We start from the raw sequence: 11,824 nt of genomic DNA on the forward strand, positions 1-11,824 counted from the left end.
CAAGAAGTCGCCCGCGCGACGTGCGACACGCAAGAGCAATCCAAAGCAGACGGCAGCGAATGAAAGTTCGGATACCGCTGATGATGCTTCGGGAAGCGATAGCGATGAAAGCAAGTCGTAAAGCCGCATAGGATAAGTGGCCCAGCATAATTTGGCCACATCAACGGCATTACACGCAGTGCGGGCCGCACATTTGGATGGCCCGCCAGTTATTCTCGACCCGTCAGGATGGTCACACTATGAAATTCTCGCCGATCCGGTCCGCAATCATCATTTTCGTTGCGGTGCTGAGCCTTGCTATGGTGATCCCGAACTTCCTCGATGAGGATACGGTTGCCGGATGGCCGGATATTCTGAAAGAGCGCATCGTGCTCGGGCTCGACCTGCAGGGCGGCTCGCATCTTCTGTTGCAGGTCAATCGCGAAGAGATTGTCGAGAACCGGCTGAGCGAAATTCGCCGTGACGCGCGCTCCATCCTGATTGCGGCGGGAATTGGCTCCATCATTACCACTCAGGGCGATACGCTCAATATCGAACTGACCGATCCGAGCCAGGTCGATACGGCGCGTCAGGCGCTGGAGCCGCTGGAAACCACGATTGGTGGAACTGCTTTTTCCGCCGGCACGACGCCGGAGACCGAGATCACGGTAACGCCGGACAACCGGATTCGGATCGCGCTCACGGAGGAGGGCATTGCGAGCCGGATGTCGTCTTTGGTGACCCAGTCCGTCGAGGTCATCCGTAGCCGTATCGACGAGGTCGGAACCACCGAGCCAGTGATTGCGCGGCAAGGCGACGATCGTATTCTCGTGCAAGTGCCGGGCTTTGACGATTCGGAACGGCTCAAGGACCTCATTTCGCAAACTGCCCGGCTGACCTTCCATCTGGTCTATCCCAACATGTCCGTGGCACAGGCCCGGCAACAGGGACTTCCGGTAGGCACCGAGATCGTGCCGACCCGCGAGGGCGGCGAAGAGCTTATTTATGAAGATGTCGCGCTTGGTGGCGAGCAACTGGTGGATGCACAGCCTGCCTTCGACCAGAGCAACCGGCCTGTCGTTTCGTTCCGGTTCAATACCCAGGGTGCGATAACGTTCGGCGAGATAACGAGCGAAAACGTCAATCGGCGCTTTGCCGTCGTGCTCGATGGCGAGGTGATCACAGCACCCGTTATCCAGCAACCGATCACGGGAGGGCAGGGCCAGATCTCGGGCAATTTCACGTCCGAAAGCGCCAGCGACCTCGCAGTTCTGCTTCGCGCAGGCGCGCTGCCCGCGACGCTCGATGTGATCGAAGAGCGCACGGTCGGACCGAGCCTCGGTGCGGACTCGATCAGCGCCGGTGTCACGGCGGGTGTGATCGGAACGCTCGGTGTCGCGCTCTTCATGCTCGCGGCCTATGGACTGTTCGGGTTGTTTGCGAATATCGCGCTCGTCATCAACGTCGGCATGATCCTTGCGGCGCTTTCTACTTTAGGGGCGACGCTTACCTTGCCGGGTATTGCGGGTATCGTTCTGACCATCGGCATGGCGGTCGACTCCAACGTTCTGATCTTCGAACGCATCCGGGAGGAATTCGGGGCGGGGCGAACCGCGTATCAAGCGATCGAGACCGGCTTTAAGCGCGCGATGACGACGATCGTTGACGCCAACGTGACGACGCTGATCGCGGCGGGGGTTCTCTTCTTTCTGGGCTCAGGGCCGGTCCAGGGCTTTGCGGTGACGCTCGCGATCGGTGTCCTGACCACAATGTTCACGGCCTATCTCGTGACTCAGTTGCTCGTGGGGTACTGGTTTTCCTGGAAGCGGCCCAAGACCCTTAGGGTCAATATCCTCGAGCGTTTCCTGCCGACCGAACCGAAAATTCCGTTCATCGGTTGGCGTAAGATCGGCTTCGCTTTCACGATCGTTTTGATTCTCGGTACCGTCGGGCTGGAAGCGACGCGGGGGCTCAACCTGGGCATCGACTTCACCGGAGGCAGCTCTATCGAGCTTCAGGCGAAGGAAGGCGAGGCCGATATCGGTGCGCTGCGTGCTGAGCTCGGCGCACTTGGACTCGGTGAAGTGCAGGTTCAGGAATTCGGAGCGCCTCAGGACGTTCTGGTACGAATCGGAACGCAAGAGGGTGGTGACACCGCTCAGCAAGAGGCCATGACCCTGGTGGCCGACACGGTCTCGGATCAGTACGACGTGCGCCGCACCGAGGTTGTCGGGCCAACGGTTTCAGGAGAATTGGCCTTCAATGGTATCGTCGGCATCCTTGTGGCGATGGTCGGTATCGTCATCTATGTCTGGCTGCGGTTCGAGTGGCAATTCAGTATCGGCGCTATCCTGGCGCTTGTGCATGACGTGATCCTCACCGTGGGGCTTTTTGCGCTCCTGCAGCTTGAATTCAATCTATCGAGTATCGCGGCAGTGCTGACGGTCATCGGTTATTCGCTCAACGATACGGTGGTGATTTACGATCGCATTCGCGAAAACCTTGCCAAATACAAGAGCATACCGCTTGGCGACATCATCAACATGTCGCTCAACCAGACCCTTACCCGCACGATCCTCACAGGGGGCACGACTGCGCTTGCTCTTTTGGCGCTGGTGTTCTTCGGCGGCGAAGTGATCCGCAGCTTTACCATAGCTATGGCTTGGGGCGTTCTGGTCGGGACGTACTCGTCGCTTTTCGTCTCCGCGCCCATTCTTTTGTACTTGGGCGTCAAGACGCGGAGCGAGGCCGAGGCAGGGCCAGCTAAACCGGAAAAGCGGGCTGACGGCGCCGCCGTATAGGAGCCATTCTTGAGTTGGGAACCAGGGCAAGGCCACTATCCCTATCAGGCCGCGATTGAGGCCTATGGCAATCTTGGGTTCCGGTTCGCGGGCATGTCGCACCGCGGCTCGGTTCTCTGTCTGCCCTCAGGCATGTTTGCCTGGGAGGTTGAACGGGCGGAAGATGTGACACTCGCTGCACTCGAACGCGTGCTCGCGCATGAGGACCTCGACGTTCTGCTGATCGGGCTCGGGTCCGATATCGCGGCGATCGACCCGGCAATCCGGGCGGCATTTCGCGAGAAAGGTATCATCATCGAGGCTGTTGCTACCGGTAGTGCTGTGCGGACGTACAACGTCCTGCTCAGTGAAGACCGGGCTGTTGGCGCCGCGCTGATTGCCGTTGAACAGGCCCGCTGATGGCGGAACATCGTCACTCTGAAAGCTTCCGGCACGCGACCGACGCATTGCGCGAGGCCGATCCGGACCGCTATGCGGCAACGCTGATCATCCCACCGGCGTACAGGGCCAACGTTCAGGCGCTTTACGCCTTTGCCGCCGAGGTCGCCGGCATCCGCGAGCGCGTATCCGAACCAACGCCGGGGGAAATTCGCCTGCAATGGTGGGTTGATGCGCTGGAGGGCAAGGGGCACGGCGAGGTGACGCAGAACCCTGTTGCCGATGCGCTTTTCGTAACGCTCAAGGAATATGAGCTACCGGCAGGACCGCTCGTGCGGCTCCTCGCCGCGCGCCGGTTCGATCTCTATGACGACCCGATGACCGATATGGGGCAATTCGAGGGTTATGCTGGCGAGACAACGTCGATCCTCTACCAGTACGCAGCGATGATTCTTTCGGGTGGTCCCGCAGAGACCGCAGCCGATGCAGCAGGCCATCTCGGTGTCGCGCAGGCGCTTACCGGTCACATGAAGGCGTTCGGCTTCAACGCGGCGCGGGCACAAATATTCCTGCCTTTGCAGGTTTTTACCGCACACGGGGTCACCGAGCGAGACATCTATGCCGGCAGAGCGACGGACCGCATGACTGCGGCGCTTGGACAAATCGTCGACATGGCGCAAGAGCATGCCGAAAAGGCACGGCGCGCGATTTCAGAACTGCCCAAGCCCATGCGTCCGGCGTTTGCGGCTCTTGCTCTGGTTGAGGCCGATCTGGCATGGCTCACGCGCGACCCGATATCGGTTCTAAAAGCCCCGCCGCGCCCGGCACCGCTCCGGCGGTTACTGCGGCTGATCTGGTGGGGCCTGAGGAACGGCTAGCGCCTTGCCTCGCCTTGAATGACGGATTGAGCCTGTCATCCAAGGCGAGGATACAATCCACTAGAGCATATTGGCGCTTCGTTGAATCGCCAACATGCTCTAAGTCTTTGTTTTGTCGCGTTTTCGAACCGGAAAAGTCTGCCAACTTTTCCTGAAAACGCTCTAGGCCGACTTCAGCCAATCCTCGAGATCGGCCAGCGCGCGGGAGGTGATCGCCTTTTTCTTGGCCTTAGCCTTTTCCGGTCCGCGCCAACGTTTGGTGCCCTCGGGCTTTTGCAGCGTGATTTCGGGAAACAGCCCGAAATTGACGTTCATGGGCTGGAAGCTTCGGGCGCCCGAATAGGATTCGGCTTCGAGGTGTCCGCCGGTGATATGGCGGATGAGCGCGCCGAAGGCGGTCGTTGCGGGTGGAATGCCGGCCTTGCCGCCTTTCGCTTCGGCGGCGGCGAAGCGGCCCGAAATGAGTCCCATGGCGGCGCTTTCGACATAGCCCTCGACCCCAGTGATCTGACCCGCAAAACGTAGGCGCGGGTCGGCCTTGAGCCGGAGATCGGGTCCGAGCACTTTTGGCGAATTGAGGAAAGTATTGCGGTGCAGTCCGCCGAGCCGGGCGAACTGGGCGTTTTCGAGGCCGGGAATCATGCGGAACACTTCGGTTTGGATACCGTAGCGCATCTTGGTCTGGAAGCCGACCATGTTCCAGAGCGTGCCGAGCGCATTGTCCTGCCGCAATTGCACGACGGCATAGGGACGGTTATCGGGATCGCGTGGGTTGGTGAGGCCGACTGGCTTCATCGGTCCGTGTCTTAGCGTTTCTCGACCGCGCTCGGCCATCACTTCGATCGGCAGGCAGCCGTCGAAATAGGGCACGATCTCCCAGTCCTTGAATTCATGCAGCGGTGCGTCGAGCAGTGCGTCGATGAAGGCGTTGTACTGAACTTCGTTCATCGGGCAATTGAGGTAATCCGCACCGGTTCCTGCCGGGCCAGGCTTGTCGTAGCGTGACTGAGCCCACACGATGTCCATGTCGATGGAATCGTAGTGAACGATCGGCGCGATAGCGTCGAAAAAGGCGAGCGAATCTTCGCCGGTAAGCGTTTGGATCGCACTGGCAAGGGCTGGCGACGTCAGCGGCCCGGTGGCGACGATGACGTTGTCCCACTCCGCAGGCGGCAGGCCCGCGATCTCCTCGCGCGCGATTGTGATCTTCGCGTGTCCTTCAATTGCCTCGGAGACAGCCTGTGAAAACCCCTCACGATCGACGGCCAGCGCGCCACCGGCAGGCAGGGCGTGGGCGTCTGCGCATTTCATGATCAGCGAGCCGGCGCGACGCATTTCTTCGTGCAAGAGGCCAACGGCGTTATGCTCGTGGTCGTCCGAGCGGAAGCTGTTCGAGCAGACGAGTTCGGCCAGGCCATCGGTCTGATGCGCGTCGGTTTTCCGTACCGGCCGCATTTCGTGCAGCACGACATCGACGCCGGCTTGCGCCGCCTGCCAGGCCGCTTCGGATCCGGCCAGACCACCGCCGATCACATGGAGTACGCTCATAGGTTCACCGCATTGGATTCATGTGCGGCAAGCCTATATCGGCTCCCGCCCGTCGAACCAAGCCCGGTGTGCGCGATCTGATGAACTTGTGAGGATAGGCGAAGAGAAGCGCCTGCATAGCCAGGCTAAAAGAAGAAAGGCACCCTTGGAACAGGGTGCCTTTCAGAATTCGTGTCCCGCAGTCTTTGAGCAATCAGATGCTGTTGGCATGGTCGCGGGCGATACGCTGAATGTCGCTACGGGCGATACCGAGGTCGTTCAACTCACGGTTGCCGAGTGCGTTCAGCTCACGAACGGTCTGCTGGTAGGCCGACCACTTCTTGAAGGTCTTGCGAATATCCATTTGATGTCTCCTTTCGTTTGACGCCCAATACGTAAGCGGAATCGGCGACGCTTTGCAGACCGGATTTGCTCAAGCCCGCCTTGCAGTTTCTGCATGCCTGCGAGGCAGTGCCGATAACCGACTATTAACTGTGCATGAGAGGCGAGAGATGAATGCCGGAAATTTGACGCTGTGGGGGCGGGCGAGCTCGGCCAATGTGCAAAAAGCCGTATGGGCGCTCGAGGAATTGGGCCTTGCTTACGATCGCAAGGATGTTGGTGGACGGTTCGGCGGGCTCGATACGCCGGAATTTGGCGCCATGAATCCCAACCGCCGCGTGCCGGTGCTTCAGCACGCGGACCTGACGCTCTGGGAAAGCCATGCGATCGTGCGCTATCTCTGTGCGACATTTGGCGGGGAAACTTTCTGGCCTGGCGATCCGGCAAAGCGCGCGCTCATCGACCAATGGACCGATTGGACAGCCACCACGTTCCAGCCGGCCTGGATCGCTCTGTTCTGGCTGGTGGTCCGCACGCCCGAGCCCGAACGGCAAGCCGACGCGATCATGGACGCGCATAACCAGACGATCGCAGCGTTCCGTATTCTGGAGGCGCAGCTTCAAAAGCATAGCTTCGTGGCTGGCGATGGGCTCAGTTATGCCGATTTTGTTGCCGGTGCGTCGCTATACCGGTGGTTCACCATGGAAATCGAGCGCCCGGCGATGCCTGCCGTCGAGGCCTGGTATCAGAGACTCCTCGCGCGGCCTGCGTTCGAAAGGGCAGTGTGTGTTTCTTACGAGGAATTGCGGGCGCGCAAGACGTACTAAAATTGATAGCGCAGTCCGATCGTTGTCGCGTTTGCCGTGCCGCCCCCAAGGGTATTCCAGGCAGGCGAGCGATGATGAAGCCGCCAGAACACCTCGACCTCGGGGTGATCCGTATGCGCGATACTTATTTCGGGACTGAGATAGAAGACGAGGTCGCCGGACAATTCATCCGCAGCTTCGCGCTTGGCCTCGACGCCCATGGTGTCCGTTACGGTGCTCAACCCGAAAGTGAGGGAGGGAGCGACGCGGAAATCGCCCAGGACGAAGCCGTCGTAGCGCCCGACGATACCCGCCCAAAGCTCGCCAGTTGTCTCCTCCTCACCAAGGCGAATAACGGCGCCTAGTTCGTCGCCGATTTTGAAATTCTCGGGGACTTCGAGAACGAACTGCTGATATCCGCCGCCGATCACCGCTGCACTTTCGTAGTCCGCGGTGATTGGAAACAGCATTTCGCCCATCGTTGACTCGCCCATTGGGCCGGCGAGAATAAACACCTTACGCTCGTCGATTGAGTATGAAGGCAGCAATTGATCGCGCGATTGGGCAAGCACGGGCATCGCCGCCACGCATAGCGCAGCAGCCAGAATCGGCAAGAGCTTCATTTTTTGCCTATTGTTATTTAGTTATAACAACGTTCTGGAGCGATGTTTTTATCGTCTAGTTTAATTGAAAAACGTTGTTGGACCGACTTCGTTCCCATGGTCGTGGCGATGTTGACGATCGGGCCGCGACGCTTACACAATCGTTGGCGGCGGCATCGGGTTCCACGACATGAAACGAGAGCAGAATGATGAATAAAGAACGCTTCGCTGAAAAGACCGGCAGGAGTTGGGAGCAGTGGCTTGCGTTTCTTGGCGAGATCGGGGCTGCGGATTTGCCGCACCGGAAGATCGCCGGGCGCATCGTCGCAACAGGGGATGCCAACGGCTGGTGGGCGCAGTCCGTGACCGTCGCATTCGAGCAGCATATCGGCCGGCGAGTGCCTGGTCAGCGTAGCGATGGCGCATTTGAGGTTTCAGTGACGCGTGCCGTGCCAGGCACGATGGATGCCGTGCTGAACCAATGGAAGCAGGCGATGAACGGACGGACCGCATTCGGCGGGGTCGGTATTACTGAAGGCCCAAATCTCAGCGCGAGCGAGAAATGGCGCTATTGGAGGTGCGCGCTTGAGGATGGCACGCGGGTGTCTGTGACGATCAACCAGAAGACACCGGACAAGGCTGGCCTTGCCGTTACGCATGAGAAACTCGCCAGCGAGGTGGAAAAGGAACGTTGGCGCGCATTCTGGAAGGATGTTGTGATCTCGCTCTGAGGTCAGTTATCCCAGATTGAGCAACAGCAAGGGGCCAGCCAGCAGCAATACAATCGCACTGAGCAGCCGCACGAAGATGTTTGCGCGGAGGCGATGGGGTGGGATCAGGCTCAGCACGAAGACCACGAGCGCGCAAATACCGATTGTGCGCAGGGCAGTGAAATCGAAAGCGTTCATCGATCCCAGAAGCCGGAGCATGACCCAATATCCCGCTGCAAATCCGACCGCTGCAGCAATTGCCATCAAGAGTACGTCTGCGAAGATTGCAAGCATGCGGTCGCAATATTGCGTATCGATCGCGACAACGATTGCGCCGGCGACAAGATAGGCTGCGCTAAGTGCGACGAAGACGGGCGCCTGCGTGATACCTGCCAGTGTCGCACCGGGCGCGTAGTCTGCAAGCGCTCCGAATCCGGGCAGTGTTAAGGGCAGGGTGTCGAGGCTCCAAATAGCGCCTAGCAATACCAAGCCGCTCGCTGCAAAGAACAGCGCTGTAACAGCAATGGCGCGAAGTCGGCTCCCGGTCGAATTCACGGAGCGTCAGTTTCCCGAATGAAGACCGAATAGGCGACGTAGCAATAATTGGCTTCGCAGACCTTGAGATCGAGTTCGATATCGACCCGGGTGATCTCGTCGGAATTGAAATCCACGATTGGGTAATAGTCGTCCGCGCGATCCTCAGCAAGGAGTTTGCCTTGCGCGGAATACACCGCAATATCGAGATCCATGCAATCTTCGTCGCAATCGCCCATGATCGTGACGGGCGTGCCGGCAGGCAGATCGAGCGTGACGTGGGTCGTCTCGCCGGCATTCATGCGGTTTATGCCATAAGAATCGAGGCGATAGCCGTCGCCGGCGATCTCGATATTCTCAAGCACCTGCTCGTGAAGCGTCGAAATATGGACGTTTTGTCCCAGAGCGGGAAGCGTTATCGCAAGGCCGGAAACGATGGCCACAACGGCTTTGAGCGGTGACATCGGAGAGCGTCCCCCAGTGCTTGATCTTGTTGCTGGCAAACCTACGAGAGCCGGATGGTGCGGCGCAAGGAGAAACCGCGCGGACCGATATCAATTGACCCAGATATTACGGGATCGTCAGGAATTTTCCGGACGAGGAAGTGGCACTGTATTGTCGAGTGAATGGAGAGGTATCCAAGCGGCCTAGTACGTCGCCTATGGGCCAGCCATGGACGCTCCGGGCGACTTGTAGTGGTAGGCTCGCCGGGATTCGAACCCGGGACAACTCGATTAAAAGTCGAGTGCTCTACCAGCTGAGCTACGAGCCCCTACCAATATGCCGCGATTGCTGGCTGGCGACGCGCGGAACATAGTGGCTCGGCTCTGCCTGTCAACCGCTTTTGTCGGGGCACCAGATTCCGTCTTGAAACACGTCGGCCGGGTCGGACCGAAAGTCAGAGCGGGTGAAACCAACATCGGGCGTTTCAAGGCAGGCTTTAGCGTGGCGGCAGCGATGCGCCATCGAAGGGGGCAGGTACACAGGTCAATCCAGCGCGCTCAATCCGGTCGCACAATGTTTCGGCAGCTGAGAGGTCGGGAAGTGGCCCGGCCACGATTTGGCTACCGGTTTCATCGTTTGCAGCGACGCGGGGCTCAAGTCCAAGAACCAGCGGTCCCACCGCAACCAGAATTTCCTGCCACGCCGTTTCGATCGTATCGAGGGGGTGAGGCTGACCGATCGCGATGCCTTGGGGCAACGTGCCAGGGATATCGGTCGATGTGGCGACGGTCTCAGCATCAGCCAGTTGCGCTTCAGTAACCTCTGGCGGCATGGGTTGGTCCGAGGGTGGGGCCTGGGGTCCATTCGCATCGTCCGGATTGCCGGGGAAAAGCTCGGTTTGCTGGACGCGCATCTCGCCGCCATCGACGTCGGTGAGTTCGTCTTCTCCTGACGAGATTGAGGCCGTGAGCAGTCCGCGGTCGATGTCGCTGTCGAGCGGCAAAGCCTCGATCAATAGCGGCAGACTGTTTTCTACTGCGGCGAGACGCCGGATCGCGTCGCCGCTGTTGTCGTCAAGGAGATTGAACCGAGTGAGCAAGGTCGCATATTCACGATTCATCTGGAGGGTTTCCTCAGCGACCTCCGCGAGTTGTGAGCGCAACTGATTGAAGCTGCCGCCCTGGATGCGCGTGGCATGGAGCCCCGCCAGTAGATTCGGCGGCACGAAGGCGGCCAGATTGGCGCTCAAAACGGCGAGGGCGCCGCAGATCATGGCAGCGATGCCCCAGCCCGCGACATCGAGCTGACGTATTTGATTGCTGATGCGCCCCAAGCTAACGGTCCCGTAGTTAGCGAATCACAGTAGGAAACAGTCTATCATCCGCGCAGCGTGTTATAACTTTTCCAACACCTTACTGCCACAAAGATGCGCGATGTCCGCGCCAAACACCAACCGGGGGCTTTGATCATGCCGAACCTCTTGTCGATCATCCTTGCTGCTGGCGAAGGCACGCGCATGAAGTCGGATCGGCCCAAGGTTCTTCACGAAGTCGGCCATCTGCCCATTGTCGGTCACGTACTCAACGCGGCAACGGCAGCGGGATCGACAGATATAGCGGTGGTCACCGGCCCAGGCCATGAGGCCGTGCATGCGGCTGTCGCGGCACTTAATCCCAGGGTGCGGTTCTTCGAACAGGTCGAACGGCGCGGTACCGCGCATGCCGCGATGATGGCCGAACCGGCCTATCGAGCCGCCGAAGGCTATGTTGCCGTCGTTTACGGCGATCATCCCCTCCTTCGGGCCGAGAACTTTTCTCAAATCGCCGAGCGCCTGGAGCAAGGATTGGATGCGGTTATTTTGGGTTTCGAGCCTGAGGATCCGACGGGTTACGGACGGTTTATTACCGACGGTGAGAAGCTTCTGGCCATTCGGGAGCATAAGGACGCGAGTGCGGCCGAGCTGGCCATCGGACTTTGCAATGCGTGCGTCCTGGGGTTCAAGGCGGAGGTCTTCCGCACGCTGATCGGGCGGGTTTCCGACGATAACGCGCAGGGCGAATATTATCTCACCGACCTTGTCGAACTCGCAAATGCGGCCGGATATTCGGTAGGCTATACGATTGCGCCCGAAGCCGACGTCATGGGTGTGAACGACCGGGTGCAGCTCGCGCGGGCCGAGGCGATCTTCCAGGCACGGCGGCGGATGGAGATGATGCGCGGCGGGGTTACGCTGGTCGATCCGGCGAGCACCTATTTCGCTTTCGATACGCAAATCGCGCCGGATGTCACTGTCGAGCCGCACGTCGTGTTCGGTTCGGGCGTAACGGTACAAACCGGCGCGACCATTTATGCTTTCTCTCACATCGAAGGCGCGCATATAGGCGCGAATGCCAGCGTTGGTCCGTTTGCGCGTCTGCGCCCGGCGGCGGTTCTTTCCCAAGGCGCCAAGGTGGGCAATTTCGTCGAGATCAAGAAGGCCAATGTCGGGATCGGCGCAAAGGTCAATCACCTGACCTATATTGGGGATGCCGATATCGGCGCGGGCTCGAATATCGGCGCGGGGACGGTGACTTGCAATTATGACGGCTACAACAAATCGCGTACCGTGATCGGGGAAAACGCTTTTGTCGGGTCCAATTCAGCGCTTGTTGCGCCGGTGGAGATCGGCGAAGGCGCCTATATCGCTTCCGGCTCGGTGATCACCGAGCCGGTTGCAGCGGATGCGCTCGGGATCGGGCGGGCGCGGCAGACAAACAAGCCGGGATATGGCAAGGCGCTCAGGGAGCGCTTTTCGGCACACAAAATGAAAAATTAGGGGTAGGG

The 11,824-nt window shown here is 59.5% G+C and carries 12 protein-coding genes and 1 tRNA gene; 6 read left to right on the top strand and 7 right to left on the bottom strand.

Annotation, left to right across the window (positions count from 1 at the left end; genetic code table 11):
* Positions 1–239: 239 nt before the first annotated feature.
* The 3 genes from secD to LG281_RS02185 are packed head-to-tail and all read left to right on the top strand — an operon-like array spanning position 240 to position 4,036.
* Positions 240–2,780 carry a protein translocase subunit SecD gene (gene secD / locus LG281_RS02175; protein WP_404403916.1) on the top strand — a complete coding sequence of 847 codons (2,541 nt, stop codon included), beginning with the start codon at positions 240–242 and terminating at the stop codon, positions 2,778–2,780.
* A gap of 9 nt (positions 2,781–2,789) precedes the next feature.
* Complete coding sequence (locus tag LG281_RS02180; RefSeq protein WP_404403918.1) at positions 2,790–3,179, top strand: Mth938-like domain-containing protein; 390 nt, start codon at positions 2,790–2,792, stop codon at positions 3,177–3,179.
* The gene (locus LG281_RS02185; protein ID WP_404403920.1) at positions 3,179–4,036 is read left to right on the top strand and encodes a phytoene/squalene synthase family protein; all 858 of its coding nucleotides are present in this window, start codon (positions 3,179–3,181) and stop codon (positions 4,034–4,036) included. The genes LG281_RS02180 and LG281_RS02185 overlap by 1 nt, the downstream gene beginning before the upstream one ends.
* A 162-nt stretch (positions 4,037–4,198) precedes the next feature.
* On the opposite strand, the gene trmFO is transcribed toward LG281_RS02185, so the two are convergent.
* On the bottom strand, positions 4,199–5,584 hold the full coding sequence (trmFO, locus tag LG281_RS02190; RefSeq protein WP_404403922.1) for a methylenetetrahydrofolate--tRNA-(uracil(54)-C(5))-methyltransferase (FADH(2)-oxidizing) TrmFO: 1,386 nt from the start codon (positions 5,582–5,584) through the stop codon (positions 4,199–4,201).
* Between the two features lie 193 nt (positions 5,585–5,777).
* Positions 5,778–5,927, bottom strand: a complete 150-nt coding sequence (locus LG281_RS02195) for a DUF1127 domain-containing protein (protein WP_404403924.1) — start codon at positions 5,925–5,927, stop codon at positions 5,778–5,780.
* 148 nt (positions 5,928–6,075) lie between these two features.
* Here LG281_RS02195 and LG281_RS02200 point away from each other — a divergent pair, with 148 nt between their 5' ends.
* On the top strand, positions 6,076–6,732 hold the full coding sequence (locus LG281_RS02200) for a glutathione S-transferase family protein (protein WP_404403926.1): 657 nt from the start codon (positions 6,076–6,078) through the stop codon (positions 6,730–6,732).
* Here the strand turns inward: LG281_RS02200 and LG281_RS02205 are convergent.
* Entirely contained in the window at positions 6,729–7,334 is a 606-nt protein-coding gene (locus LG281_RS02205; RefSeq protein ID WP_404403928.1) for a hypothetical protein, read from the bottom strand. The genes LG281_RS02200 and LG281_RS02205 overlap by 4 nt on opposite strands.
* A 185-nt stretch (positions 7,335–7,519) precedes the next feature.
* Here LG281_RS02205 and LG281_RS02210 point away from each other — a divergent pair, with 185 nt between their 5' ends.
* Entirely contained in the window at positions 7,520–8,044 is a 525-nt protein-coding gene (locus LG281_RS02210; RefSeq protein WP_404403930.1) for a hypothetical protein, read from the top strand.
* 6 nt (positions 8,045–8,050) lie between these two features.
* Here the strand turns inward: LG281_RS02210 and LG281_RS02215 are convergent, their stop codons facing one another.
* From LG281_RS02215 to LG281_RS02230, 4 genes are all read right to left on the bottom strand, one after another.
* Positions 8,051–8,578, bottom strand: a complete 528-nt coding sequence (locus tag LG281_RS02215) for a hypothetical protein (RefSeq protein ID WP_404403932.1) — start codon at positions 8,576–8,578, stop codon at positions 8,051–8,053.
* The gene (locus tag LG281_RS02220) at positions 8,575–9,021 is read right to left on the bottom strand and encodes a hypothetical protein (RefSeq protein WP_404403934.1); all 447 of its coding nucleotides are present in this window, start codon (positions 9,019–9,021) and stop codon (positions 8,575–8,577) included. The genes LG281_RS02215 and LG281_RS02220 overlap by 4 nt, the downstream gene beginning before the upstream one ends.
* Positions 9,022–9,253: 232 nt before the next feature.
* A tRNA-Lys gene (locus tag LG281_RS02225) sits at positions 9,254–9,329 on the bottom strand.
* Between the two features lie 168 nt (positions 9,330–9,497).
* A complete protein-coding gene (locus LG281_RS02230) occupies positions 9,498–10,334 on the bottom strand; it encodes a hypothetical protein (RefSeq protein WP_404403936.1) in 837 nt (278 codons plus the stop codon).
* Positions 10,335–10,469: 135 nt separating this feature from the next.
* On the opposite strand from LG281_RS02230, the gene glmU reads away from it, so the two are divergent.
* Positions 10,470–11,816 (top strand): bifunctional UDP-N-acetylglucosamine diphosphorylase/glucosamine-1-phosphate N-acetyltransferase GlmU, encoded by a 1,347-nt coding sequence (glmU, locus tag LG281_RS02235; protein ID WP_404403938.1) that lies wholly within the window; start codon positions 10,470–10,472, stop codon positions 11,814–11,816.
* Positions 11,817–11,824: the final 8 nt, after the last annotated feature.

This window comes from Pelagibacterium halotolerans (genome assembly GCF_044811015.1).
Lineage (GTDB): Bacteria > Pseudomonadota > Alphaproteobacteria > Rhizobiales > Devosiaceae > Pelagibacterium > Pelagibacterium halotolerans_A.

Coding starts and splice junctions, on each gene's coding strand:
- secD (WP_404403916.1), top strand. CDS start 240: ATGAAATTCTCGCCGATCCGGTCCGCAATCATCATTTTCGTTGCGGTG.
- LG281_RS02185 (WP_404403920.1), top strand. CDS start 3,179: ATGGCGGAACATCGTCACTCTGAAAGCTTCCGGCACGCGACCGACGCA.
- trmFO (WP_404403922.1), bottom strand. CDS start 5,584: ATGAGCGTACTCCATGTGATCGGCGGTGGTCTGGCCGGATCCGAAGCG.
- LG281_RS02195 (WP_404403924.1), bottom strand. CDS start 5,927: ATGGATATTCGCAAGACCTTCAAGAAGTGGTCGGCCTACCAGCAGACC.
- LG281_RS02200 (WP_404403926.1), top strand. CDS start 6,076: ATGAATGCCGGAAATTTGACGCTGTGGGGGCGGGCGAGCTCGGCCAAT.
- LG281_RS02205 (WP_404403928.1), bottom strand. CDS start 7,334: ATGAAGCTCTTGCCGATTCTGGCTGCTGCGCTATGCGTGGCGGCGATG.
- LG281_RS02210 (WP_404403930.1), top strand. CDS start 7,520: ATGATGAATAAAGAACGCTTCGCTGAAAAGACCGGCAGGAGTTGGGAG.
- LG281_RS02220 (WP_404403934.1), bottom strand. CDS start 9,021: ATGTCACCGCTCAAAGCCGTTGTGGCCATCGTTTCCGGCCTTGCGATA.
- glmU (WP_404403938.1), top strand. CDS start 10,470: ATGCCGAACCTCTTGTCGATCATCCTTGCTGCTGGCGAAGGCACGCGC.